We start from the raw sequence: 25463 nt of genomic DNA, 5'->3' as shown, positions 1-25463 counted from the left end.
GGTGCCGTGGGCCAAGGCCGAGATGGCGCTGGCCAGCATCAAGGTGGAGGTGGAACTCGGCTTCGATGCGGCCACCGCCTTCAAGGAGGCGCAGCGCTGCCTCAACTGCGACGTGCAGACCGTGTTCGATGGGAAGCTCTGCATCGAGTGCGACGCCTGCGTCGACATCTGCCCGATGGACTGCATCACCTTCACCGTCAACGCCGAGGAGAAGGAGCTGCGCATGCAGCTCACGGCCCCGGCGATGAACCCGACGCAGGACCTCTATATCGGCGACGGGCTGAAGACCGGCCGGGTCATGGTGAAGGACGAGGACGTCTGCCTGCATTGCGGCCTGTGCGCCGAGCGCTGCCCCACCGGTGCCTGGGACATGCAGAAGTTCCTGCTCAACACCACGCAGGCCGGGCCCCGGGCGCGCGGCACCACGAAGGAGAGGGTCGCCGCATGAAGCCCATCGAGGCCGTCAACGACTTCGTCGTCAAGTTCGCCAATGTCAACGGCTCCGGCTCGGCGTCCGCCAACGAGCTGTTCGCCAAGGCCATCCTGCGCATGGGCGTGCCGGTCAGCCCGCGCAACATCTTCCCCAGCAACATCCAGGGCCTGCCCACCTGGTACGAGGTGCGCGTGACCGAGGCCGGCTGGCTGGGCCGGCGCGGCGGCGTGGACATGATGGTTGCCATGAACCCGCAGACCTGGGATGCGGACGTGGCCGAGATCGAGCCCGGCGGCTACCTGTTCCACGACAGCACGCGACCGCTGCCGCCGGCGAAGTTCCGGCCCGACGTCCACGTCATCGGCATGCCGCTGACGGAGATCTGCAACGCCGTCTACAGCGACCCGCGCCAGCGCCAGCTGTTCAAGAACATCGTCTACGTCGGTGCGCTCTCGGTGCTGCTGGAGATCGATCCGCAGGTGATCGAGAAGCTGTTCGGCGAGCAGTACCGCGGCAAGGAGAAGCTGCTGGCCTCCAACGTGCAGGCGCTGCACCTGGGGCGCGACTTCGCGCGCGAGCACCTGGAGTGGCCGCTGGGCATCCGGGTGCGCCGGTCCGACAAGGTCGGCAACGGCATCTTCATCGACGGCAACAGCGCGGCGGCGCTGGGTTGCGTCTATGGCGGCGCCACCGTCGCCGCCTGGTATCCGATCACGCCTTCGTCCTCGGTGGCCGAGGCTTTCCAGAAGTACTGCGCGAAGTACCGGGTCGACCCGACCACGGGCCAGAACCGCTTCGCCATCGTGCAGGCCGAGGACGAGATCGCCTCCATCGGCATGGTGGTGGGCGCGGGCTGGAACGGCGCGCGCGCCTTCACCGCGACCTCGGGCCCGGGCGTGTCGCTGATGACCGAGTTCATCGGCCTGGCCTACTTCGCCGAGATCCCGGCCACCATCATCAACGTGCAGCGCGGCGGCCCGTCCACCGGCATGCCCACGCGCACCCAGCAGGCCGACCTGCTGGCCTGCGCCTATGCGTCGCACGGGGACACCAGGCACGTGCTGCTGTTCCCGGAAGACCCGCACGAGTGCTTCGAGCACGCCGCGGCGGCGCTGGACCTGGCCGACCGGCTGCAGACGCCGGTGTTCGTGATGACCGACCTGGACATCGGCATGAACCAGCGCCTGTGCAAGCCCTTCGCCTGGGAGGAAGGGCGCCGCTACGACCGCGGCAAGGTGATGAGCGCCGAGGACCTGGAGGCCGGCAAGGACTTCGGCCGCTACAAGGACGTGGACGGCGACGGCATTCCCTGGCGCACGCTGCCGGGCACGCACCCCACCAAGGGCAGCTACTTCACGCGCGGCACCACGCGCGACCCGTACGCGCGCTACTCCGAGCGAGGCCCCGACTACATCTACAACGTGGAGCGGCTGCTGCGCAAGTTCAGGACCGCCGCGACGCTGGTGCCGCAGCCGCTGCTGCGGATCGCGTCGCAGGCCACCCGACTGGGCGTGCTGTACTTCGGCTCCACCAGCCCGGCCATGGCCGAGGCGCTGGTGGCGCTGGAGGAGGAGGGCATCCACCTGGACGCCATGCGCCTGAGAGCCTTCCCGTTCCCGGACAGCGTGGCGCAGTTCATCGCTGCGCACGACAAGGTGTTCGTGGTCGAGCAGAACCGCGACGCGCAGATGCGCACCCTGCTGGTCAACGAGCTGGAAGTCGATCCGGCCCGGCTGGTGAAGGTGCTGCACTTCGACGGCACGCCCATCACCGCCCGCTTCATCACTGCCGCCATCCTCAAGCAGGTCGAGGCGATGGCGCCCAAGGCCCGGCCGCGCGCGCCTGCGCAGGAGCTGCTGAAATGACCTACCTCGCCAAGCCGCCGCTGCACCATCCGACGCTGGAGAAGAACCGGGTCGGCTACACCCGGCGCGACTACGAAGGCAAGATCTCCACGCTGTGCGCCGGCTGCGGCCACGACTCGATCTCCGCCGCCATCGTGCAGGCGTGCTGGGAGCTGGACATCGAGCCGCACCGGGTCGCCAAGCTGTCGGGCATAGGCTGCAGTTCCAAGACGCCCGACTACTTCCTGGGCGCCTCGCACGGCTTCAACACCGTGCACGGCCGCATGCCCAGCGTGCTGACCGGGGCCAACCTGGCCAACCGCGACCTGCTGTACCTGGGCGTGTCCGGCGACGGCGACTCGGCCTCCATCGGGCTGGGCCAGTTCGCCCATGCCATGCGCCGCGGCGTGCGCATGGCCTACATCGTGGAGAACAACGGCGTCTACGGGCTGACCAAGGGCCAGTTCTCCGCCACCGCCGACCAGGGATCCAAGAGCAAGAAGGGCGTGGTCAACAGCGACAGCCCGGTCGACCTGGTGGGCATGGCGCTGCAGCTGGGCGCCACCTACGTGGCGCGCGGCTTCTCGGGCAACAAGGCGCAGCTGGTGCCGCTGATCAAGGGCGCCATCCAGCACGGCGGCGCCGCCTTCATCGACGTGGTCAGCCCCTGCGTGGCGTTCAACAACCACCCGGGCAGCACCAAGAGCTACGACTGGGTGCGCGAGCACAACGAGGCGGTGAGCCGCATCGACTTCATCTCGCTCGAAACGCAATCCGCGGGCGAGCCGGAGCCGGGCGAGGCGGTGGATGTGCGCCAGCACGACGGCTCGCTGCTGCGGCTGCGCAGCCTGCACGCTGGCTACGACCCGACCGACCGCCGCAAGGCGATGGCCTGCATGCAGGAGTACCAGGCCCGCGGCGAGATCGCCACGGGCCTGCTGTACGTCGATCCGCTGGCGACCGACCTGCACACGGCACTGAACACCAGCGCGCAGCCGCTCAACGCGCTGTCCGAGGCGCAGCTGTGCCCGGGCGCCGCGGCGCTGGACAAGCTCAATGCCGCGCTGAGGTAGGGCGGCCGCACGGCGCACACCACCAGGAGGCGCACCATGGGCGAGCGCACCGTCTTCCAGTCCATGCCCGACCGGCACGTGGTGCGGGTCGGGCCCACGGCCAGCGTCTACGAGGCGGCCTGTGCCATGACGCGCACCGGCAGCAGCAGCGTGCTGGTGATGGAGCCGCCCGACGTGCTGCTGGGCATCGTCACCGAGCGCGACCTCACCACCCGCGTGCTGGCCCGCGCGCTGGACCCCGCGCGCACCCCCGCGCGGGACGTGATGACCGCCAAGCCGATCTGCGTGCCGCCCGAGATGCCGGTCTCCGAGGCCGTGGTCATCATGCTGGAGCGCGGGTTCCGGCACCTGCCGGTGGTGAGCGGCAAGCGCGTCATGGGCGTGTTCGCCGCCCGCGACGCCCTGCCGCGCGAGATCGGCACCGCGATGGGGATCGCGGAGTTCAACGAACAGGTGAACGACGCCGGCGGAGGCTGAGGCCGGGCTCAGCCCTGCTGCCGCCGGGCCCGGGCCCGTGCCAGCGCCGCCTCGATGATGGCCCGCTTGCGGTCGGCCTCCGCGCCTTCCGCGCCGTGGGTGTGCGCCGGCAGGTCGGCCAGCTTGGCCTCGGCCTTGCGCTCCAACCGCTGCTGGTGCTCCACCGCCTCGCGCTGCAGGCGCTGCTTGCGCCACTCGTAGCGGTCCAGCGCCTCCTCGGCCTGCCCGGCGCTCCAGGCCTGCCAGCCGGTGCGCTCGCCGGTGACGTTCTCGAGCGAGATGCAGTCCACCGGGCAGGCCGGGATGCACAGCTCGCAGCCGGTGCAGTACGGCTCCACCACCGTGTGCATGCGCTTGTTCAGGCCGAGGATGGCGTCGGTCGGGCACACCTTCACGCACAGCGTGCAGCCGATGCACCAGGCCTCGTCGATCACGGCCACCGTCCGCGGTCCCTCGACCCCGTTGGCGGGATCGAGCGGCAAGGGCGCTTGTCCGGTGATCGCGGCCAGGCGCGCAATGCCTTCGGCGCCGCCCGGCGGGCAGTGGTTGATGCCGGCCTCGCCGGCCGCCATGGCGCGGGCGTAGGCCTCGCAATCGGGGTAGCCGCAGCGCGTGCACTGCGTCTGCGGCAGCGCGGCGTGCAGCCGCGCAGCCAGTTCGTTCATGCCGCTGGTTCAGCCGCCGTGCGGCGCGCCGCCGCCTTGGCCGGCGCACTGCGTTTCGCGTTCGGCACCACCGGCCCTTCGTTGAAGCGGGCGATGAACTCGCGCACCTGCGGGTAGGCGATCTCGCGCCAGCGGCGCCCCGAGAAGATGCCGTAGTGGCCGGCGCCCTTCACCTCGATGTGCTTCTGGCGCGACTTGGGCACGTTGATGCACAGGTCGTGCGCGGCGGCGGTCTGGCCAGCGCCCGAGATGTCGTCCAGCTCGCCCTCTATGGTCAGGAGGGCGGTGGTGGTGATGTCCTCCGGGCGGACGCGTTCCAGTTCGCCCTCTTCGCTGATCACGTCCCAGGTGCCGTTGACCAGCGCGTACTCCTGGAACACGGTGCGGATGGTGTCCAGGTAGTAGGCGGCGTCCATGTCGAGCACCGCGTTGTACTCGTCGTAGAACTTGCGGTGGGCCTCGGCGCTGGCGTCGTCGCCGGCGACCAGGTGCTTGAAGAAGTCGTAGTGGCTCAGCAGGTGCCGGTCCGGGTTCATGGCCACGAAGCCGGTGTGCTGCAGGAAGCCCGGGTAGACCCGGCGCCCGGCGCCCGGGAAGTTCGGCGGCACGCGGTGGATCACGTTGTTCTCGAACCACTCGTAGCTCTTGTTCATCGCCAGGTTGTTCACCGCGGTGGGCGACTTGCGGGCGTCGATGGGGCCGCCCATCATGGTCATGGTCAGCGGCGTCACCTCGCCGCGCGAGGCCATCAGCGAGACGGCAGCGAGCACGGGCACGGTCGGCTGGCAGACGCTCATCACGTGGCAGTTGCCGTAGGTGCCCTGCACGTAGCGGATGAATTCCTGGATGTAGGCGACGTAGTCGTCCAGGTGGAACACGCCCTGGTCGAGCGGCACCATGCGCGCGTTCTTCCAGTCGGTGATGTAGACCTTGTGGTCGGCCAGCAGGCTGCGCACCGTGTCGCGCAGCAGGGTCGCGTAGTGGCCCGACAGCGGCGCCACCACCAGCACCGTCGGCTGGGCCTTCATCTTCGCCAGGGTGGCGGGGTCGTCGGAGAAGCGCTTGAAGCGGCGCAGCTCGCAGAACGGCTTGTCGATCTCGATCGCTTCGTGGACCACCACGTCCACGCCGTCCACCGGCACCGTGCGGATGCCGAACTCCGGCTTTTCGTAGTCCTTCCAGAGCCGGTGCACCAGTTCGTAGCTCGCGGACACGCGTTGGGCCAGCGGCGATTGGCCGAATGGGGTGAGCGGGTCGCTGTAGAGCCTGGCCGCCGCCTGGGCGAAATCGGCGAAGGGTTCCATGACCGCGCGTTGCGCTTCGTAGATCTGGTAAAGCATTCGGACCCCCGGATTTGTGCAATGCAATATAACAGCCGAGCCAGCGGCGCGCTCATCCGTGAAAACCTTAGGCGCTGCCTCGGACACGGCTGTCCACTTCCGCACAATTTGACGCTTGTGCAGCGCACGATGTGACGGACTTGGGGCCGTTCCCCTGTAGAACAACCGTCACGATCCGCGACGGCGGAGGGGCTATCGGAGGGGTTGCCATGCCCCCGCGAATGCCAATGCGCCCACGCGGGCCGTCACCGTCCGCGGGCCTGATGATTCACGAGGATGGGCGCGGTGCCGGGCGTGAATACCCGCATCGCGGGCATCACCCAGGCGCGCTGTCGAGCCGGACGCAGGCGCCCGTCAGGCGATCACGCGGGCGATCGACTGGCAGACGTAGTCGATGTTGCGGCTGTTGAGTGCCGCCACGCACATGCGGCCGGTGTCGGTGCCGTAGACGCCGAACTCGTTGCGCAGGCGGACCATCTGGTCCTTGGACAGGCCGGAGTAGCTGAACATGCCGACCTGGCGGGCGATGAAGCCCATGTCCTGCTCGACGCCGGCCGCCTTGAGCTTCTCGACCAGCGCCACCCGCATCTGCTTGATGCGCTGGCGCATCTCGCCGAGTTCCTTCTCCCACAGCGCACGCAGTTCCGGCGTGTTTAGCACGGTGGCCACGACGGTGGCGCCGTGCGTGGGCGGGTTGCTGTAGTTGGTGCGGATCATGATCTTGAGCTGGCTCAGCACCCGCGCCGCCTCGTCCTTGTCGTGGCACAGCACCGACAGGGCGCCGACCCGCTCGCCGTACAGGCTGAAGCTCTTGGAGAACGAGGTGGAGACGAAGAAGTCCTGGCCGGAGGCGACGAACTTGCCGATCACGGCGCCGTCCTCGGCGATGCCCTGGCCGAAGCCCTGGTAGGCCATGTCCAGGAAGGGCACCAGCCCGCGCGCCTGGGTCGCGGCGATCACCTGGTCCCACTGCGCCGGCGTGATGTCGTAGCCGGTGGGGTTGTGGCAGCAGGCGTGCAGCACGACCACCGTGCCGGGCTTGGCCGCGTTCAGCGCGGCCAGCATGCCCTCGAAGTCGATGCCGCGCTGCGCCGCGTTGTAGTAGGGGTAGGCCTCGACCGTGAAGCCGGCCTGGCTGAACAGCGCGCGGTGGTTCTCCCAGCTCGGGTCGCTGATCAGGACCTTGGCGTCGGGGTTCACCTTGCGCAGGAAGTCGGCGCCGATCTTCAGCCCGCCGGTGCCGCCCAGCGCCTGCACGGTGGCGACGCGGTTGCTCTTGACCGGCTCGCTGTCGGCCCCAAATACGAGGTTCTTGACGGCCGAGTCGTACGCGGCGATGCCGTCTATGGGCAGGTAGCCGCGCGCCTTGGGCGCCTCCATCATCTGCCGCTCGGCCTGCTGCACGCATTGCAGCAGGGGGAGCTTGCCGCCGTCGTCGTAGTACACCCCGACCCCGAGGTTGACCTTGTTCGGGTTGGAATCGGCGTTGAACTGCTCGTTGAGACCCAGGATGGGGTCGCGCGGGGCCATTTCGACGGACTGGAACAACGACATGCGGAGGGATCCTTGAGGGGTGGGAAGAGGGCGCGGCACCTGGGCTTGCGTTACGCTGCCAGGCTGCCCGCGATTTTATGCGCCCGCCCGCGCGCCATCCCAGCAGGATCCCATGCCAGAAGCCATCGCCGCCCCGTCCCAGCAGCAAAACGGCGAGTTCATTCGCTTTCCTGATTCCCCGTTCGAGCTGTTCCAGCCCTACCCGCCGGCCGGCGACCAGCCGCAGGCGATCGAGAAGCTGGTGGAAGGCGTGCGCGACGGCGAGGTGTTCCAGACCCTGCTGGGCGTCACCGGTTCGGGCAAGACCTTCACCATGGCCAACGTGATCGCCCGCCTGGGGCGCCCGGCCATCGTGTTCGCGCCGAACAAGACCCTGGCCGCGCAGCTGTATTCGGAGTTCCGCGAGTTCTTCCCGAAGAACGCGGTGGAGTACTTCGTCAGCTACTACGACTACTACCAGCCCGAGGCCTACGTCCCGCAGCGCGACCTGTTCATCGAGAAGGACAGCTCGATCAACGAGCACATCGAGCAGATGCGCCTGTCGGCCACCAAGAGCGTGCTGGAGCGGCGCGACACGGTGATCGTGGCCACCGTGAGCGCGATCTACGGCATCGGCACGCCCGAGGACTACACGCAGATGCGTTTCATCATGCGGGTGGGCGACAAGATCGGCCAGCGCGACGTGATCGGACGGCTGATCCGCATGCAGTACACGCGCAACGAGCAGGACTTCGCGCGCGGTACCTTCCGGGTGCGCGGCGACACCATCGACGTGTTCCCGGCCGAGCACAGCGAGCTGGCCGTGCGGCTGGAGCTGTTCGACGACGAGATCGAGTCGCTGCAGCTGTTCGACCCGCTCACCGGCCGCATCCGCCAGAAGGTGCCGCGCTTCACCATCTACCCGTCCAGCCACTACGTCACGCCGCGCGAGAAGGTGGTCTCGGCGGTGGAGTCGATCAAGATCGAGCTGGAGCAGCGCCTGCGCGAGCTGGTGGACATGGGCAAGCTGGTGGAGGCACAGCGGCTGGAGCAGCGCACCCGCTTCGACCTGGAGATGCTCAGCGAGGTCGGCCACTGCAAGGGGATCGAGAACTACACCCGGCACCTGTCCGGGTCGCCGCCGGGCGCGCCGCCGTCCACGCTGACCGACTACCTGCCCAAGGACGCGCTGATGTTCCTGGACGAGAGCCACCAGATGATCGGCCAGCTGGGCGCCATGTACAACGGCGACCGCCAGCGCAAGACCACGCTCGTTGAGTACGGCTTCCGGTTGCCCTCGGCGCTGGACAATCGGCCGCTGAAGTTCGAGGAATTCGAGGCCCGCATGCGCCAGGTGATCTTTGTCTCGGCCACCCCGGCCGACTACGAGAAGACGCACGCCGGCAACGTGGTCGAGCAGCTGGTGCGGCCCACGGGACTGGTCGACCCCGAGGTGGAGGTGCGCCCCGCCACCCACCAGGTCGACGACGTGCTGCAGGAGATCCGCATCCGCTCGGAGAAGCACGAGCGCGTGCTGATCACCACGCTGACCAAGCGCATGGCCGAGCAGCTGACCGACTACCTCGCCGACAACGGCGTCAAGGTGCGCTACATGCACAGCGACATCGACACCGTGGAGCGGGTGGAGATCCTGCGCGACCTGCGGCTGGGCGCCTTCGACGTGCTGGTGGGCATCAACCTGCTGCGCGAGGGGCTGGACATCCCCGAGGTGTCGCTGGTGGCCATCCTCGACGCCGACAAGGAGGGCTTCCTGCGCGCCGAGCGCTCCCTGATCCAGACCATCGGCCGCGCGGCCCGCAACCTGCACGGCAAGGCCATCCTGTACGCCGACACGATGACCGAGTCGATGAAGAAGGCGATCGGCGAGACCGAGCGCCGGCGCGTCAAGCAGATGGCCTTCAACGAGGCGAACGGCATCACGCCGCGCAGCATCCGCAAGCAGGTGCGCGACCTGATCGACGGCGTCTACAGCGAGAAGGCCGCCAAGGAGCAGGAACGGCAGGAACTGCAGCGCGCGCTGGCCGAGGACCTGTCGGAGAAGGACATGGCGCGGGAGATCAAGCGGCTGGAAAAGCAGATGCTGGAGCACGCGCGCAACCTGGAGTTCGAGAAGGCGGCGCGGGTGCGCGACCAGCTGGCGCTGCTCAAGCAGCAGGCCTTCGGGGCTGGCGGACACGACGACAACGTCGTGCCGCTGCAAGGCGGCCGGCCGGCTTGAGGGTCGCGGCCGCTGGCCTTGAACTGTGAGGGGTCCGCCCTTAAATCCGAGCGGGATATCGGGTTTTAGGGTATACTTGACGGAAACGCTCGGAAATGAGCGACCGGCGCCCTCCGGCACCGGCTGACCTGCGCCGGGTGACGGCGCCTCACAGGACACGCACCAAGGAGGTTTTCCATGCGTCTCACCACCAAGGGCCGCTTCGCGGTCACCGCCATGATCGACCTGGCCCTGCGCCAGAACAACGGCCCCGTCACGCTGGCGGCGATCAGCCAGCGCCAGCAGATCTCGCTGTCCTACCTGGAGCAGCTGTTCGGCAAGCTGCGCCGGCACGAACTGGTGGAGTCCACCCGCGGGCCGGGCGGCGGCTACACGCTGGGCCGCAAGGCGTCCGACATCACCGTGGCCGACATCATCGTGTCCGTGGACGAACCCATCGATGCGACCCAGTGCGGCGGCAAGGAGAACTGCAACGACGGCACGCGCTGCATGACGCACGAGCTGTGGGCGCAGCTGAACCAGCGCATGGTGGAGTTCCTGGACTCCGTCAACCTCCAGAAGCTGGTTGACGAGCAGCTCGCCAAGGGCATCCAGATCGAGGACAAGCCGGCCGTCAAGCGCGCGATCTCCAGCGCCCCGGTCGTCAAGCCGATCCGCGTGAACGCGCCGAACTCGGTTTTCGCGCTGGGCAGCATGTCGCCGGCCAAGTAAGGCCGATTGAGGTAGAAACGCCTGCGACCCGCGTTCGCGGGCACGACGATTTCAGATGGACATGACCCCGCATCTTCCGATCTACATGGACTACGGCGCCACCACGCCGGTCGACCCGCGCGTGGTCGACGCCATGATTCCCTGGCTGCGCGAGCACTTCGGCAATCCGGCCTCGCGCAGCCATGCCTGGGGCTGGGAGGCGGAAGCGGCCGTGGAGAAGGCCCGCGAACAGGTGGCCGCGCTGATCGGCGCCGACCCGCGCGAGATCGTCTGGACTTCCGGCGCGACCGAATCGGACAACCTGGCCCTCAAGGGTGCCGCGCAGTTCTACAAGTCGCGCGGCAAGCACCTGGTGACGGTGAAGACCGAGCACAAGGCGGTGCTGGATCCCATGCGCGAGCTGGAGCGCCAGGGCTTCGAGGTGACCTACCTCGACGTGCAGGAGGACGGCCTGCTGGACCTGGAGGCGTTCAAGGCCGCGCTGCGGCCCGACACCATCCTGGCCAGCGTCATGCTGGTCAACAACGAGATCGGCGTGATCCAGGACATCCCGGCGATCGGCGCCATCTGCCGCGAGAAGGGCATCGTCTTCCACATCGATGCCGCCCAGGCGACCGGCAAGGTCGAGATCGACGTGCAGGCCCTGCCGGTGGACCTGATGAGCCTGGCCTCGCACAAGACCTACGGCCCCAAGGGCATTGGCGCGCTCTACGTGCGGCGCAAGCCGCGCGTGCGGCTGGAGGCCCAGATGCACGGCGGCGGCCACGAGCGCGGCCTGCGCTCGGGCACGCTGCCCACCCACCAGATCGTGGGCATGGGCGAGGCCTTCCGCATCGCGAAGGAAGAGATGGCGCAGGACAACGCCAAGGCCGTCGCGCTGCACCAGCGCATGCTCGACGGCCTGAAGGACATCGAGCAGGTGTTCATCAACGGCAGCCTGGAGCCGGGCCGGCGGGTGCCGCAGAACCTGAACATGAGCTTCAACTTCGTCGAGGGCGAGTCGCTGATGATGGGCATCAAGGGGCTGGCGGTGTCGTCGGGCTCCGCCTGCACCTCGGCCTCGCTGGAGCCCAGCTACGTGCTGCGCGCCCTGGGTCGCAGCGACGAGCTGGCGCACAGCAGCCTGCGCATGACCATCGGCCGCTTCACGACCGAGGAAGAGATCGACTACGCGGTGGACACCATCCGCAAGAACGTCGCCCGGCTGCGCGAGTTGAGCCCGCTCTGGGAGATGTACCAGGACGGCGTCGACCTCAGCACCATCCAGTGGGCCGCCCACTGAGCAATCCATAAATCGAAGAGAAGAGAGGAACGGCAATGGCTTATTCGGACAAGGTCGTCGACCACTACGAGAACCCACGCAACGTGGGCTCCTTCGACAAGGGCGACCACTCGGTGGGCACCGGCATGGTCGGCGCGCCCGCCTGCGGCGACGTGATGAAGCTGCAGATCAAGGTCAACGAGTCCACCGGCGTGATCGAGGACGCCCGCTTCAAGACCTATGGCTGTGGTTCGGCCATTGCGTCCAGCTCGCTGGTGACCGAATGGGTCAAGGGCAAGACGCTGGACCAGGCGGCGGCGCTGAAGAACAGCCAGATCGCCGAGGAACTGGCGCTGCCGCCGGTGAAGATCCACTGCTCGATCCTGGCCGAGGACGCGATCAAGGCCGCGGTCGAGGACTACCGCAAGAAGCACGCGCACTGAGCCGATCGGGCGCGCCAAACACGAGCAAGACCATGACTGTGACACTGACCGAAGCGGCTGCGCGGCACGTGCAGCGTTACCTGGACAAGCGCGGCAAGGGCCTGGGCGTGAGGCTGGGCGTGAAGACCACCGGCTGCTCCGGCCTGGCCTACCAGCTCGAATACGTCGACGAGGCGGCGCCGGAGGACGTGGTGTTCGAGCAGCACGGCGTGAAGCTCATGGTGGATCCCAAGAGCCTGGCCTACATGGACGGCACCGAGCTCGACTTCGTGCGCGAGGGCCTGAACGAGGGCTTTCGCTTCAACAACCCGAACGAGCGCGACCGCTGCGGTTGCGGCGAATCGTTCCGGGTGTGAATCTCCAGGACACCGACTTCACGCTGTTCGACGTGCCGGAGCGGTTCGCGCAGGACCGCGCCGCTATCGATGCGCGCTGGAAGGAATTGCAGCGCGAAGTCCATCCCGATCGCTTCGCCGCACAGGGCGCTGCGGCCCAGCGCGTGGCCATGCAGTGGTCGGTGCGAATCAACGAAGCCCATCACCGCCTGAAGGACCCGCTGCGCCGCGCCGCCTACCTGTGCGAGTTGCGCGGCGCCCCCATCGACGCCGAGCGCAACACGGCCATGCCGGCCCGGTTCCTGCACGAGCAGATCGAGTGGCGCGAGGCGCTGGAGGAAGCCGCCTCGGTGGCCGAACTGGACGCCCTGAACGATCGCCTGGAGCGCACCCGCTCCGGCGTGCTGGCCGAGGTCGAGCGCCTGCTCGACCACGAGGGCGATGCCGTGGCGGCTGCGCAGCAGGTCCGCGCGCTGATGTTCCTCGAGCGTTTCGCCAGCGAGGTCGAGAAGCGCTTCGACCAGCTGGGACAATAGCCGGATGGCGCTTCTCCAGATCTCCGAGCCGGGCCAGTCGCCCGACCCGCACCGGCGCCGCATCGCCGTCGGCATCGACCTGGGCACCACCCATTCGCTGGTGGCGGCCATGCGCCACGGCGTGCCGGAATGCCTGCCGGACGAGCAGGGCAGGGTGCTGCTGCCCTCGGTGGTGCGCTACCTGGACAACGGCGGCCGCCAGGTCGGCCACGACGCGCGGCAGGCGCAGGGCACCGATCCGCAGAACACCGTCGCATCCGCCAAGCGCTTCATGGGCCGCGGCCTGGCCGACATCGTCGACCGCGAGCGGCTGCCCTACGACTTCGTCGACCAGCCCGGCATGCTGGCACTGCGCACCCGGGCCGGCGAGAAGTCGCCAGTGGCCATCAGCGCCGAAATCCTGGCCACGCTGCGCCAGCGCGCCGAGGACAGCTTCGACGACGAGCTGTGCGGCGCGGTGATCACCGTGCCGGCCTACTTCGACGAGGCGCAGCGCCAAGCCACCAAGGACGCCGCCCAACTCGCCGGGCTGAAGGTGCTGCGCCTGATCAACGAGCCCACCGCCGCGGCCATCGCCTATGGCCTGGACCACGGCAGCGAGGGCCTCTACGCGATCTACGACCTGGGCGGCGGCACCTTCGACATCTCCATCCTGCGGCTGGCCCGCGGCGTGTTCGAGGTCGTCGCCACCGGCGGCGACTCCGCGCTGGGCGGCGACGACTACGACCGCGCGCTGGCGGCGCACCTGCTGGCCACCGCCGGCGTGCAGGCGCCGTCGCCTTCGGACAAGGCCCTCGTGACCATGGCTGCGCGGGCGGCCAAGGAGCGCCTGACGGACGAGGAGCAGGCCGAGGCCGTGCTGCCGCTGTCCGGCGGGGAAGCGCGAGTAGTCGTGACGCGGGCCGACTTCGACCGCGTGACCGCACACCTGACCCAGCGCACCCTGTCGGCCGTGCGCAAGGCGCTGCGCGACGCGAAGCTCGCGCGCGAGGACGTGAAGGGCGTGGTGTTGGTGGGCGGCTCGACCCGCATGCCGCAGGTGCGCAGCGCGGTGGCCGGCTTCTTCGGCCGCGAGCCGCTGGTCGACCTGGACCCGGACCAGGTCGTGGCGCTGGGCGCCGCCGTGCAGGCCAACCAGCTGGCCGGCAACGACGCCGCCGGCGACCTGCTGCTGCTGGACGTGATCCCGCTGTCGCTGGGCATAGAGACCATGGGCGGGCTGGTCGAGCGCATCGTGCCGCGCAACGAAACCATCCCCACCGCCAAGGCCCAGGACTTCACCACCTTCAAGGACGGCCAGACCGCGATGGCGCTGCACGTGGTGCAGGGCGAGCGCGACCTGGTGCAGGACTGCCGCAGCCTGGCCCGCTTCGAACTGCGCGGCATCCCGCCGATGGCCGCCGGCGCCGCGCGCATCCGCGTCACCTTCACCGTCGATGCCGACGGCCTGCTGAGCGTGAGCGCGCGCGAGCAGGCCAGCGGAGTGGAGGCGACGATCGACGTCAAGCCCTCGTACGGCCTGACGGACGAGCAGATCGCCGCCATGCTGCAGGAAAGCTTCTCGACCGCGCAGCAGGACATGCAGGCGAGGGCGCTGGCCGAGGCCCGGATCGACGCGGATCGCCTGCTGCTGGTCACCTCCAGCGCGCTCGAGGCCGACGGCGCCCTGCTGCAACCGGGCGAGCGTGCCGCGATCGACAAGCTGATGGACGAACTGCGGTCCAGGGCCGCCCACAGCGACCAGGCCGCGGCCATCGCGGCGGCCACCGAGTCGCTGGCCAAGGGAACCGAAGCCTTCGCCGTCCGGCGCATGGACCAGAGCATCCGGCAGGCGCTGGCCGGCCGCAACGTGGAGAGCCTGTAGGCATGACCGCCATCCGCATCCTGCCGCACCCGGAGTACTGCCCCGAAGGCGCGCAGGTGGACGTGCCGCCGGGCACGTCGATCTGCGAGGCCTTGCTGGACAACGGCATCCGGATCGAGCACGCCTGCGACATGAGCTGCGCCTGCACCACCTGCCACGTCATCGTTCGCGAGGGCTTCAACTCGCTGGGCGAGATGGACGAGAACGAGGAAGACATGCTCGATCGCGCCTGGGGTCTGGAGCCGAACTCGCGACTGTCCTGCCAGGCCATCGTGGCGCAGCAGGACCTGGTGGTCGAGATCCCGAAGTACTCGATCAACCACGCGAAAGAGAACCACTGAGGGTTCCACGGGGAAATCGGCCGGCCGCCTGCAATGGCCGAGCCATAATTCCCCCATGCGCCAGATCGTTCTCGACACCGAAACCACCGGCCTGTCCGCCGAAACCGGCGACCGCATCATCGAGATCGGCTGCGTGGAACTGGTGGCGCGCAAGCTCACCGGTCGCAACAAGCACTGGTACCTGAACCCCGATCGCGACAGCCACGAGGACGCGCTCAAGGTCCACGGCATCACCAGCGAGTTCCTGCGCGACAAGCCGCGCTTCCCGCAGATCGTCGACGAACTGCTGGAGTATGTGCAGGGCGCCGAGATCATCATCCACAACGCCGGGTTCGACCTCGGCTTCCTGGACAAGGAACTGGAGCTGGCCGGCCGGCCGGCCTTCCGCTCGCACATCGACGGCGTGATCGACACGCTGGCCATGGCCAAGGAGATGTACCCGGGCAAGCGCAACAGCCTGGATGCGCTGTGCGACCGCCTGGGCGTGGACAACTCCGGCCGCACCCTGCACGGCGCACTGCTGGACGCCGAACTGCTGGCCGACGTCTACATCAATCTCACCTGCGGCCAGGAAGTCCTGCTGATCGACGCCGGGCCGGAAGACACCTTCGCTGCGATCCAGACCCGCGTCGACCTGCGTGCCTTCACGCTGCCCGTGCTGCGGGCCAACGAACAGGAAGCCGCCGCCCACGAGGAAGTCCTGGCCCAGCTGGACAAGGCCAGCGGCGGCAAGACGCTGTGGCGCACCCAGGCGCGCGAGGACGCCTCTTCAACTGTGGCATAATCCTGCGCTTTCCGGCAGTGGACACACGCGGTCCGCTGGCGAGAAGAGGGTGATTAGCTCAGCGGTAGAGCACTGCCTTCACACGGCAGGGGTCACATGTTCGATCCATGTATCACCCACCATGAATTCACGACCACGGCACCTTCGGGTGCCGTTTTCGTTAGTGGCCTTTCCGGGCGCCGCTGATCCCCTGTCCACTCGGCCCCGGCATTGCCGAAGAGCCTTCCTGCCCAGCCCCGCACACACGATTACCACTGCTTGCTTGAAAGCACGCTGCCCATGGCCTACACCCGCCAGATTCGCCTGCCGCAAGAAGGCGGGACCCGTTCGGCATCGTGCAAAGGAGACTGGCATGGCATCGGAACAGTGGCGCCTCGAGGGTGACTGGATCAAGAACTGCAGCTGCGCATTCGGCTGCCCTTGCGATTTCAACGCCAAGCCGACCAACGGCAAGTGCGAAGGCTTCCTGGGCATGCGCATCGCCAAGGGCCACTACGGGCAGACCTCGCTGGACGGGCTGAGCTTCTTCGTGGTGGTCCACTTCCCCGGCCCGCTGCACGAGGGCAACGGCCAGGCGCAGCCCATCATCGAGGAGCGCGCCAGCCCCGAGCAGCGCCAGGCCCTGTTCAGCATCATGTCGGGGCAGCAGTCGGACGAAGGCACGCTGTTCCACATCTTCAGCCAGATCGTCACCAAGATGCACGATCCGGTGTTCGCCCCGGTCCGGTTCGAGTTCGACCAGGCCGGACGCACGGCTCGCTTGAGCATCCCCGGCGTGCTCGAATCGGACGTGGAGCCGATCAAGAATCCCGTGACCGGCGCGCCGCACCGCATCCAGGTCCTGATGCCCGAGGGCTTCGAACACCGCATGGGCGAGGTGGCCAGTTCCAACATCAGCAGCACCGGCGCCATCCCGTTCAAGACACAGGGCGGCCACAGCACCCTGGCCAAGGTCGTGCAGACGCCGCAAGGCGTCGCCGCTTGAGCGTGCGCTCCGCCTCGGCTCCGGACCTGGCCGCGCAAGGTCCGCACGAGTCCGCTCCTGAGGTTCTCCTGGAGAAGGCGCTTCGGCGCGAGCGGGCCGCGGTCGTTTCGGCCCTGTTGCTCATCGTGCTGGCGTCCTGGGCCTACCTGTGGTCCGGCGCGGGCACCATGGAAGACATGGGCGGCATGCTGATGCCCATGAGTTCCGGTCCCTGGACACCGGGCCATGCTCTCGTGATGCTGGCCATGTGGATGGTGATGATGGCCGCCATGATGCTGCCCTCGGCGGCGCCCATGATCCTGCTGTTCACCACCATCGCGCGCCGGCGCCGGGCCGCCGGCGGGCCCAGCGGCTCCCCTTGGGTGTTCTCCGCAGGGTACCTGGCGACCTGGGCGGTCTTCAGCGTTGGCGCGGTGGCGCTGCAGTTCGCGCTGGAACGGGCGGCCCTGCTGTCGCCCATGATGGAGACGACGAGTGTCGCGCTGGCGGGGGCCCTGTTCGTCGGAGCCGGGCTCTACCAGTGGACGCCCCTGAAGCAGTCCTGCCTGCGCCGCTGCCGATCGCCGCTGGAATTCGTACTCACCCACTGGCGCGAAGGCTCGCGTGGTGCGTTCGCCATGGGCGTGCGGCATGGCCTTTACTGCGTGGGCTGCTGTGCGGTGCTGATGCTGCTGCTGTTCGCGGGCGGCATCATGAACCTGCTGTGGATTGCCGGGCTGGCGCTGTTCGTGCTGGCCGAGAAGCTGGCCCCGTGGGGCTCGTGGATAGGCCGTGCGGCCGGTGCGGGCCTGGTGGCCTGGGGCATCGCGACGCTCGTCGCAGCGGTCTGAGCGACTTCCCGCACGCGACTGCCGACGAGTTGCGTGGGCGCGATGTTGCGGCGCCAAGGCCTCAAGCGGCGTCCAGCGCTGCCACAATCAGCGCCGATGACATCGCCCGTTCGACCCAGCTCCGTCGCCGCGATCCACGTCCCGTGTGCACCGTCGACTGAGGCGGCGTCCATTCCTCGAACGCCCGCGTGATGGACCGGGTCGACGCCCTCGTCATCGGTGCCGGCGTGGTCGGCCTGGCGGTCGCTCGGGCCCTGGCCCAGGCCGGACGCGAAACCATCGTGGCGGAGGCCGAGCCGGCCATAGGGCAGGGCGTCAGTTCCCGCAACAGCGAGGTGATCCACGCCGGCTTGTACTACGCACCGGGCTCGCTGAAGGCCAGGCTGTGCGTGCGGGGCAAGGAACTGCTGTACGACTTCTGCGCCAGCCACGGCGTCGCCCACCGGCGCTGCGGCAAGCTCACGGTCGCCAACAGCCCGGCGGAAGAGCAGGCCTTGCGCGGCCTGCAGGACCGGGCCGAAGCCAACGGTGTCCCCGTGGAGTGGCTCGACGGCGCCCAGGCCCTGTCGCTGGAGCCGGCGCTGCGCTGCCTCGTCGCCCTGCATTCGCCCAGCACCGGCATCGTCGACAGCCACGGCTTCATGCTGGCGCTGCAGGGCGACCTCGAGCGCGCAGGCGGCATGGTGGCGCTCGGCTCACCGGTCGATTCGGCGCGGCTCGAGCGCCGAGGCGGCCTGCACGTCGTCCGCATGGCCGACGGCACCGAGCTGGAGACCCCGGTCCTCGTCAACGCGGCCTCGCTGCACGCCTGTGCGCTGGCGCGCCGCTTCGACGGCCTGGACCCGCAGTTCGTGCCGCGCGAATGGTTCGCCAAGGGCAACTACTACTCGCTGTCGGGCCGGGCGCCGTTCACCCACCTGATCTATCCGGCCCCCGCCGACGCCCACCTCGGCACCCACCTGACCCTGGACCTGGGCGGCCAGGCCAAGTTCGGCCCCGACATCGAGTGGCTGGACATCCGCACGCCCGGCGAGATCGACTGGCGCGTGGATCCGGCGCGCGCGGACGGGTTCTACGCGGAGGTGCGGCGCTACTGGCCAGCGCTGCCCGACGGCAGCCTGCAGCCGAGCTACAGCGGCGTGCGCCCCAAGATCCACGGGCCCCACGAGAAGGCCCCGGATTTCCGCATTGACGGCCCGGCCCTGCATGGCCTGCCGGGACTGGTGAACCTGTTCGGGATCGAATCGCCGGGGCTGACCAGCTCGATCGCGATCGGCGAGCACGTGGCTGCCTTGCTGGGCGGCTGACCCCGCAAACGCCCAGAATCAACTTATAGGGAAAACCCGTAGAGACGGCTGGAGGCAGCTTCGGCGATCATTTGTCCGGACATTCGAATATCTGGAGTGAATGGATGACGCTTTCCGCCCCCGCAACCCCCATTTCCGGTGAACGCCATCGCGGCTCGATCGGCCGCTACCTCGAGGAATTCAAGGTCGGCGACGTGTACGAGCACTTCCCCGGCCGCACGATCACCGAGACGGACAACATCCAGTTCTCGCTGCTGACGATGAACTTCCATCCGATGCACTGCGATTCCCACTTCGCCACCAAGAGCGAGTTCGGCAAGCCCCTGGTCAACAGCGGGCTGACGCTGGCCATCGTGCTGGGCATGACGGTCGGCGACGTGAGCGGCAAGGCGATCGCCAACCTGGGCTGGACTGACATCAAGCTGACCGCGCCGGTGCATCCCGGCGACACCGTCTACGCGGAGTCGCAGGTGCTCGAGGTGCGCGAATCCAAGTCCCGCCCCACCCAGGGCATCGTGACCGTGCGCACCACCGGCAAGAAGGCCGACGGCACGGTGTTCATGACCTTCGTCCGCAGCGTGCTGATCCCCAAGCGGGGCCACAGCGTGCAGGACGCCGCCTGAAGTCTTTCCAACCACCCGAGACCGACTGGAGACAACCATGATCAAGACCACCCGACGCGCCCTGGCCGCCATCGCTGCCGCGGCCCTGACCTGCATGGCCGGCGCCGCTTCGGCCGCCGACCTGGTGCTGCCCAGCGAAGTGGCTGCCACGCACTGGAAGACCCGGTACATGAACGAGTTCGCCGAGGAGGTGAAGAAGCGCACCGGCGGCGCCATCAGCGTCAAGGTCTTCCCCGGCGGCCAGCTCTACAACGACCAGGACGCCATGGCTGCGCTCGGCACCGGCTCGGTCCACATGGTCTGGCCCGTGGCCGTGCGCCTGGAAACCGTGGACCCGCGCACCGGCGTGATGAACCTGCCGTTCGCCGTGTCGGACGACCAGATGCAGAACCAGTGCTTCAACAACGGCATCACGAAGCTCATGTCCTCGTACGTGGAGCCGCGCAACCTGAAGGTGCTGGGCTTCCTGCGCACCAGCGACCTGATGTTCGTGTTCCGCGACCGTGACGTGAAGAAGATGGAGGACGTCAAGGGCAGCAAGGTGCGTGTCACCGGCGGCAAGGTCTTCCTCGACGTGATGCGCTCGATCGGCACCAGTCCGGTGTCCATGGCCGCTTCCGAGATGAGCACCGCGCTGTCGCAGGGCGCGATCGACGGCGTCTTCACCTCGCCGGCCGGCTGGGCGGAGATGATCGGCATGACCGCGAAGCACGCGTGGTACGTGCCGGGCATGTCCGTCGCCACCTACGCCGTGGTGGTCGACAAGGGCTGGCTGGACGGCCTGGCCGAGCCGCACCGCAAGGCCGTCACCGACGTGGTTGCCGAGATCGCCAAGCGCCAGTGGAATGAGGCGATCGAGGAAGACAAGAAGATGATCGCCAAGATGACCGCGCAGGGCGCCGTGTACCGCACCGCGGACAAGGCCGAGATCGCCCGCTGGCGCGCGCAGGCGGCCCCGGTGACCAAGACCTTCACCGACAAGTACGCCGACGCCGCCAGGAAGATGGCGGACCTGGCCAAGACCTGCAATGCGAACTGAAGCCATGCCGGCCACCGCCAGGCCAGCTGATCCGCCGGCTGCCGCCGGGCCGCGGCCCGGCGCCGCGGCTTCGCAGCCGCCCCGGCGCTCGCTGTGGGACCGGTTCGAATCCGGTCCCGTGCTGGCGGTCGCCAGCCTGCTGTTCCTCGCGTCGACCGGGGTGATGCTCTCGGAGGGCATCAACCGTTCGACCCGCGACATCAGCTTCTTCTGGGCCGAGGAGGCAGTGCGCTTCCTGATGATCTGGGCGTTCTTCCTGACGCTCGGCGCCGCCGGCCGCCACGGCCTGCACATCCGCACCGAGATGCTGGTGGACACCATGAGTCCGCGCGTGCGCCGTGCGATGCACTTCGGTGCCGTGCTCGTCGGCCTCGTGTTCGCGGCCGTGCTGTTCGGCGCCTCGTTCCCCCAGCTGATTCGCTACTACACGATGGGGATGATGTCCGAGTCCAACCTCGACATCCCGCAGTGGGTCGTGTTCTGCGCGATGCCTTTGGGCGCTGCCCTGTGGTTCGGCTACTACCTGCGCTGCCTCGTTTCCTGGTTCAAGGGTGAAGACCCGTTCACCAGCGCCGGCGTGACCGGCTCGGAGCTCTGACATGGCAATGATGCCTTTGCTGGCCGTGGTGGCGATGCTCGGCCTGCTGGCCATCGGCTCGCACGTGGCCGTGGCCATGGGCGTGGTGACCACCGGCATGGTGCTGGCGCTGGACGGCGTGCCCATGACGGTGATCGCGCAGACCGCCTTCAAGTCGGTCAACAGCTACCCGCTGATGGCCATCCCGATGTTCGTGCTGGCCGGCAACCTGATGATGAAGGGCAACATCGCCGGCCTGATGATCGACCTGATCGGCAGCCTGGTGCGGGCGGTGCGCGGCGGGCTGGCGCTGACGGTGATGATCACCTGCGTCTTCTTCGCCGCCATTTCCGGCTCCAGTGTCGGCTCGGCCGCGGCCATCGGCGCCGCCACCGTCAAGGGCCTGAAGGCCGAGGAATACCCGGCTCGCTTCTCCGCCGGCCTGGTGGCCGTGGGCGGCACGATCGGCCTGATGATCCCGCCCTCGCTGGGCTTCATCCTGATCGGCTCCATCGTGGGCCTGCCCGTGGACAAGCTGTTCATCGCCGGCGTGCTGCCGGGCCTGATGGAAGGCTTCATGCTGCTGGTGGCCGTCAAGTGGCTGTCGCACCGCTACGGCTACGGCAAGACCACGGCGCGGCCGGACTGGGCCGGCTTCACCGGCCGGCTGCCCAAGGCCGCTGCCGCCGTGCTGATGCCGGTGTTCATCATCGGTTCCATCTACACCGGCATGCTCACACCCACCGAGGTGTCCGCGTTCGCCGCCGCCTATGCCGCCGTGCTGTGCCTGCTGGTGTACCGCAGCGTGACCGCCGGCGAGACCTGGCAGGTGGTGAAGGACTCGCTCCTGCAGTCCACCATGATCTTCGCGGTGGTGATGGGCGGCAGCCTGGTGGGCTTCGTGCTGGCGCGCATGGGGGTATCCGCCGCCGTGGTGGACTTCATCAAGAGCATCGACATGTCCGCCTGGCAGTTCCTGCTGGTGGCCAACCTGATCCTGCTGGTGCTGGGCATGTTCCTGGACGGCGTGGCGATGATCGTGCTGACCGCGCCGCTGCTGTTCCCCATCGCCACCGCGCTGGGCATCAACCCGATCCACTTCGCCGTGATCATGGTGGCCAACGTGGAGATCGCCACGCTGACGCCGCCGGTGGGCCTGAACCTGTTCGTGATGAGCGGCATCGCCAAGCTCCCCGTGCACGAGGTCGTTCGCGGCGTGCTGCCCTTCTACTTCGTGCGCCTGGTCGGCCTCGCCCTGATCACCTACGTGCCAGTCATCTCGCTGGCCCTCGTTTCCTGAAGACACAGCCATGAACCAAGCCAACGAAACCATCTCGGCCCGGCTCGGCCGCTTCGCGGCGGAACTGCGTGCCGAGGACATCCCCACGGATGTCCTGGAGCGCGCCAAGTACCTGATCCTCGATGCGGTCGGCATCGCCTGGGCTTCGACGCACTTCGATTTCGCGCACCGCACGCTGTCGGCGGTCACCGAGATGTCGGGCACGGGCGGCGACACCCCAGTGATCGGGCTGGCGCACCGCCTGCAGGCACGCGACGCAATGCTGGTCAACGGCCTGCTGGTGCACGGCCTGGACTTCGACGACACGCATGCGCCCGGCGTGATCCACGCCACGGCCAGCTGCTTCCCCAGCGCGCTCGGCGTCGCCGCGCTCGCCGACCTGGACGGCCGCTCGCTGCTGGCGGCCTACGTGGCCGGCATGGAAGCGGCCACCCGGCTGGGCGCCGTCGCCAAGGGCGGCTTCCACCAGGTCGGCTTCCACCCGACCGGCCTCATCGGCGCCTTCGGCTGCTCGCTGGTCGCCGGCCGCCTGCTGGGCCTGAACGCGAAGCAGCTCCGGGATGCGCAGGGCATCGCGCTCAGCGTGGGTTCGGGCAGCCTCGAGTTCCTGCAGGACGGCGCGTGGACCAAGCGCATGCATCCCGGCTGGGCCGCGGTCGCCGGCTACACCGCCGCGACGATGGCGCGCCACGGCTTCGTCGGTCCGCGCCAGGCCTACGAAGGCCGCTTCGGCTTGTTCCCCAGCCACCTGGGCGCCCTGATGGAGCAGGCGGACCTGTCGCTCGCGACTGAAGGCCTGGGCTCGAAGTGGGAAGTGCCGGTGGTCTCGGTCAAGCCGATCCCCGCCTGCCACTTCACCCACGCCAGCGCCGACGCCGCCGCGATCCTGCGCGACAAGCACGGCCTGAAGGCTTCGGACATCGAGTCGGTGCGCGTGCTGGTGCCGGCCGAAGTGGTGAAGACCGTGTGCGAGCCGGTGGCGACCAAGCAGCGGCCGCAGAACAGCTACGACGCCCAGTTCAGCATCCCCTACACCGTGGCCACCGGCCTGCTGCGCGGCGACTTCGGCCTGCAGCACCTGGAGGACGCGGCGCTGCAGGACGCGGAAGTGATCGCGCTCGCCCACAAGGTCAAGTACGAGGTGGATCCGGATTCGCCCTTCCCGAAGTACTACTCGGGCGAGGTGGTCGTGACCACCACCGACGGCCGCGAGCTGCGCCACCGCGAGGAAGTCAATCGCGGCGCGTCGGACCGCCCGCTGTCCGCGGCCGACATCGAGAAGAAGTTCATGGCCAACGCCACGCTGGCCGCCAGCCCGGCGCGCGCCCAGCAGCTGCTGGAGGCGGTGCTGACGCTGGACCGCGCGCCGTCCGCCCGTGCCCTGGCCCAGGCGCTGGCTCGCTGAGACATCCAAGGAGTTCAAGAGACATGAAGCACGACATCGACGACGAGCAGCTGATCCTGGATGCCGTCGACAAATTTCTGGAGTCCGCGGTGCGCCCCTACGCGCACCAGCTGGAGAAGGAGGACATCTACCCGGCCGAGATCGTCGAGCAGATGAAGGAGATGGGCCTGTTCGGCTGCATCATCGACCCCGAGTACGGCGGCATGGGCCTGTCGGCCTCCACCTACGCCAAGATCATCGAGCGCATCTCCGGCGTGTGGATGTCGATCTCCGGCATCATCAACTCGCACCTGATCATGGCCTGGGCGGTGCAGCGCAACGGCACCGAGGAGCAGAAGCGCTACTACCTGCCGAAGTTCGCCACCGGCGAGCTGCGCGGCGGGGTGGGCCTGACCGAGCCGGACGCCGGCACGGACCTGCAGTCCATCCGCACGACGGCGGTGCGCGACGGCGACCACTACGTGGTCAACGGGGCCAAGACCTGGATCACCAACTCCATGTACGGCAACACGATCGCGCTGCTGGTCAAGACCGACCCGCAGGCGCAGCCGCGCCACAAGGGCATGAGCCTGTTCATCGCCGAGAAGGGCCCGGGCTTCAACGTGACCCGCAAGCTGGAGAAGCTCGGCTACCGCGGCATCGACACCTGCGAGCTGCAGTTCGACAACTACCGCGTGCCGGCCGACCGCCTGATCGGCGGCGTGGAAGGCCAGGGCTTGAAGCACGTGCTCAACGGCCTGGAACTGGGGCGCATCAACGTGGCCGCGCGCGGCGCCGGCGTGGCACGCGCCGCGCTGAAGGAGGCCGTCGCCTACTCGCAGCAGCGCAAGACCTTCGGCAAGCCGATCTGCGAGCACCAGGCGATCCAGCTCAAACTGGGCGAGATGGCCACCCGCTGCGAGGCCGCGTCGCTGCTGGTGCAGAGCGCCGCCGAGAAGTTCGATCGCGGCGAGCGCTGCGACATGGAAGCCGGCATGGCCAAGTACTTCGCCACCGAGTCCGCGATGGAGAACGCGCTGGAGTGCATGCGCATCCACGGCGGCTACGGCTACTCGAAGGAGTTCAATGTGGAGCGCCTGTACCGCGACGCGCCCCTGCTGCTGATCGGCGAGGGCACCAACGAGATGCAGCGCATCATCATCGCCAGGCAGCTGGTGGAACGGAACCCCGCATGAAACTGCCGCTCGAAGGCCTGCGCATCGTCGCGGTCGAACAGTACGGGGCCGGCCCGTTCGGCACCCAGCACCTGTCCGACCTCGGTGCCGAGGTGATCAAGATCGAGAACCCGAAGGACGGCGGCGACGTCGGCCGTGCCGTGGGCCCGTACTTCTTCGGCCCGGGCGACAGCCACTTCCACCAGTCGTTCAACCGCAACAAGAAGAGCATGACGCTGGACCTGAAGGCGCCCAGCGGCAAGGCGATCTTCCATGCACTGGTGAAGACGGCCGATGCGGTGTTTGACAACCTGCGCGGCGACCTGCCCGCCAAGCTGGGGCTGACCTACGACGCGCTGAAGGA

26 protein-coding genes and 1 tRNA gene are annotated in these 25463 nt (G+C 68.4%); 24 read left to right on the top strand and 3 right to left on the bottom strand.

All coding sequences use genetic code 11. The annotated features are described in order from the left end of the window. The 4 genes from VEC03_RS10770 to VEC03_RS10755 all read left to right on the top strand — a co-directional run. Positions 1 to 448 (top strand): 4Fe-4S dicluster domain-containing protein (locus VEC03_RS10770; RefSeq protein WP_324915100.1); only part of this gene is annotated, 448 nt, incomplete at its 5' end. Next, positions 445 to 2298 (top strand): 2-oxoacid:acceptor oxidoreductase subunit alpha, encoded by a 1854-nt coding sequence (locus tag VEC03_RS10765; RefSeq protein WP_324915099.1) that lies wholly within the window; start codon positions 445 to 447, stop codon positions 2296 to 2298. The genes VEC03_RS10770 and VEC03_RS10765, both read left to right, overlap by 4 nt. Then, positions 2295 to 3350, top strand: coding sequence for a 2-oxoacid:ferredoxin oxidoreductase subunit beta (locus tag VEC03_RS10760; RefSeq protein ID WP_324915097.1), 1056 nt, complete (start codon positions 2295 to 2297; stop codon positions 3348 to 3350). The genes VEC03_RS10765 and VEC03_RS10760 overlap by 4 nt, the downstream gene beginning before the upstream one ends. A gap of 36 nt (positions 3351 to 3386) precedes the next feature. Next, a complete protein-coding gene (locus tag VEC03_RS10755) occupies positions 3387 to 3827 on the top strand; it encodes a cyclic nucleotide-binding/CBS domain-containing protein (RefSeq protein ID WP_324915095.1) in 441 nt (146 codons plus the stop codon). A gap of 8 nt (positions 3828 to 3835) precedes the next feature. Here VEC03_RS10755 and rsxB read toward each other — a convergent pair whose 3' ends face one another. The 3 genes from rsxB to VEC03_RS10740 form a co-directional block, all read right to left on the bottom strand. Continuing rightward, positions 3836 to 4492 (bottom strand): electron transport complex subunit RsxB, encoded by a 657-nt coding sequence (gene rsxB, locus VEC03_RS10750; RefSeq protein WP_324915093.1) that lies wholly within the window; start codon positions 4490 to 4492, stop codon positions 3836 to 3838. Continuing rightward, positions 4489 to 5832, bottom strand: a complete 1344-nt coding sequence (locus VEC03_RS10745; protein WP_324915090.1) for a polyhydroxyalkanoate depolymerase — start codon at positions 5830 to 5832, stop codon at positions 4489 to 4491. The genes rsxB and VEC03_RS10745 overlap by 4 nt, the downstream gene beginning before the upstream one ends. Before the next feature lie 354 nt (positions 5833 to 6186). Then, on the bottom strand, positions 6187 to 7386 hold the full coding sequence (locus tag VEC03_RS10740) for an amino acid aminotransferase (RefSeq protein ID WP_324915088.1): 1200 nt from the start codon (positions 7384 to 7386) through the stop codon (positions 6187 to 6189). Positions 7387 to 7498: 112 nt separating this feature from the next. Here VEC03_RS10740 and uvrB point away from each other — a divergent pair, with 112 nt between their 5' ends. From uvrB to VEC03_RS10640, 20 genes are all read left to right on the top strand, one after another. Next, a complete protein-coding gene (gene uvrB / locus VEC03_RS10735) occupies positions 7499 to 9604 on the top strand; it encodes an excinuclease ABC subunit UvrB (RefSeq protein WP_324915086.1) in 2106 nt (701 codons plus the stop codon). Between the two features lie 177 nt (positions 9605 to 9781). Then, complete coding sequence (gene iscR, locus VEC03_RS10730; RefSeq protein WP_324915084.1) at positions 9782 to 10315, top strand: Fe-S cluster assembly transcriptional regulator IscR; 534 nt, start codon at positions 9782 to 9784, stop codon at positions 10313 to 10315. Between the two features lie 55 nt (positions 10316 to 10370). Then, positions 10371 to 11597: an IscS subfamily cysteine desulfurase gene (locus VEC03_RS10725; RefSeq protein ID WP_324915082.1), complete on the top strand. Its 1227-nt coding sequence runs from the start codon at positions 10371 to 10373 to the stop codon at positions 11595 to 11597. Between the two features lie 35 nt (positions 11598 to 11632). Next, positions 11633 to 12019, top strand: coding sequence for a Fe-S cluster assembly scaffold IscU (iscU, locus tag VEC03_RS10720; RefSeq protein ID WP_324915080.1), 387 nt, complete (start codon positions 11633 to 11635; stop codon positions 12017 to 12019). A gap of 32 nt (positions 12020 to 12051) precedes the next feature. Then, complete coding sequence (iscA, locus tag VEC03_RS10715) at positions 12052 to 12375, top strand: iron-sulfur cluster assembly protein IscA (protein ID WP_324915078.1); 324 nt, start codon at positions 12052 to 12054, stop codon at positions 12373 to 12375. Next, on the top strand, positions 12372 to 12890 hold the full coding sequence (gene hscB / locus VEC03_RS10710; protein WP_324915076.1) for a Fe-S protein assembly co-chaperone HscB: 519 nt from the start codon (positions 12372 to 12374) through the stop codon (positions 12888 to 12890). The genes iscA and hscB overlap by 4 nt, the downstream gene beginning before the upstream one ends. Before the next feature lie 4 nt (positions 12891 to 12894). Continuing rightward, a complete protein-coding gene (gene hscA, locus VEC03_RS10705) occupies positions 12895 to 14754 on the top strand; it encodes a Fe-S protein assembly chaperone HscA (RefSeq protein ID WP_324915074.1) in 1860 nt (619 codons plus the stop codon). Between the two features lie 2 nt (positions 14755 to 14756). Beyond that, complete coding sequence (gene fdx, locus VEC03_RS10700) at positions 14757 to 15095, top strand: ISC system 2Fe-2S type ferredoxin (protein WP_324915072.1); 339 nt, start codon at positions 14757 to 14759, stop codon at positions 15093 to 15095. A 55-nt stretch (positions 15096 to 15150) separates the two neighbouring features. Further along, on the top strand, positions 15151 to 15879 hold the full coding sequence (dnaQ, locus tag VEC03_RS10695; protein WP_324915070.1) for a DNA polymerase III subunit epsilon: 729 nt from the start codon (positions 15151 to 15153) through the stop codon (positions 15877 to 15879). A gap of 47 nt (positions 15880 to 15926) precedes the next feature. After that, positions 15927 to 16001: transfer RNA gene (locus VEC03_RS10690), tRNA-Val, on the top strand. A 230-nt stretch (positions 16002 to 16231) separates the two neighbouring features. Beyond that, positions 16232 to 16864 (top strand): DUF1326 domain-containing protein, encoded by a 633-nt coding sequence (locus VEC03_RS10685; RefSeq protein ID WP_324915068.1) that lies wholly within the window; start codon positions 16232 to 16234, stop codon positions 16862 to 16864. Between the two features lie 2 nt (positions 16865 to 16866). Continuing rightward, positions 16867 to 17694, top strand: a complete 828-nt coding sequence (locus tag VEC03_RS10680) for a DUF2182 domain-containing protein (protein WP_324915102.1) — start codon at positions 16867 to 16869, stop codon at positions 17692 to 17694. A 191-nt stretch (positions 17695 to 17885) separates the two neighbouring features. Next, positions 17886 to 19001, top strand: coding sequence for an NAD(P)/FAD-dependent oxidoreductase (locus tag VEC03_RS10675; protein ID WP_324915066.1), 1116 nt, complete (start codon positions 17886 to 17888; stop codon positions 18999 to 19001). Positions 19002 to 19105: 104 nt separating this feature from the next. Then, positions 19106 to 19624 carry a MaoC family dehydratase gene (locus VEC03_RS10670; protein WP_324915064.1) on the top strand — a complete coding sequence of 173 codons (519 nt, stop codon included), beginning with the start codon at positions 19106 to 19108 and terminating at the stop codon, positions 19622 to 19624. 37 nt (positions 19625 to 19661) lie between these two features. Continuing rightward, positions 19662 to 20663 carry a TRAP transporter substrate-binding protein DctP gene (gene dctP / locus VEC03_RS10665; RefSeq protein ID WP_324915062.1) on the top strand — a complete coding sequence of 334 codons (1002 nt, stop codon included), beginning with the start codon at positions 19662 to 19664 and terminating at the stop codon, positions 20661 to 20663. After that, positions 20653 to 21261 (top strand): TRAP transporter small permease, encoded by a 609-nt coding sequence (locus tag VEC03_RS10660; protein WP_324915060.1) that lies wholly within the window; start codon positions 20653 to 20655, stop codon positions 21259 to 21261. Before dctP ends, VEC03_RS10660 begins: the two co-directional genes overlap by 11 nt. A gap of 1 nt (position 21262) precedes the next feature. Next, positions 21263 to 22540, top strand: coding sequence for a TRAP transporter large permease (locus VEC03_RS10655; protein ID WP_324915058.1), 1278 nt, complete (start codon positions 21263 to 21265; stop codon positions 22538 to 22540). A gap of 10 nt (positions 22541 to 22550) precedes the next feature. Continuing rightward, on the top strand, positions 22551 to 23945 hold the full coding sequence (locus tag VEC03_RS10650; RefSeq protein ID WP_324915056.1) for an MmgE/PrpD family protein: 1395 nt from the start codon (positions 22551 to 22553) through the stop codon (positions 23943 to 23945). A 23-nt stretch (positions 23946 to 23968) separates the two neighbouring features. Next, on the top strand, positions 23969 to 25120 hold the full coding sequence (locus VEC03_RS10645) for an acyl-CoA dehydrogenase family protein (RefSeq protein WP_324915054.1): 1152 nt from the start codon (positions 23969 to 23971) through the stop codon (positions 25118 to 25120). Further along, positions 25117 to 25463, top strand: a 347-nt coding sequence (locus VEC03_RS10640) for a CoA transferase (protein WP_324915052.1), incomplete at its 3' end; no start/stop codon positions are given. The genes VEC03_RS10645 and VEC03_RS10640, both read left to right, overlap by 4 nt.

This window comes from Ramlibacter sp. (assembly GCF_035627355.1).
In the GTDB taxonomy this organism is placed as follows: Bacteria; Pseudomonadota; Gammaproteobacteria; order Burkholderiales; family Burkholderiaceae_C; genus Ramlibacter.
This window is presented reverse-complemented; position numbering and strand designations above follow the sequence as displayed.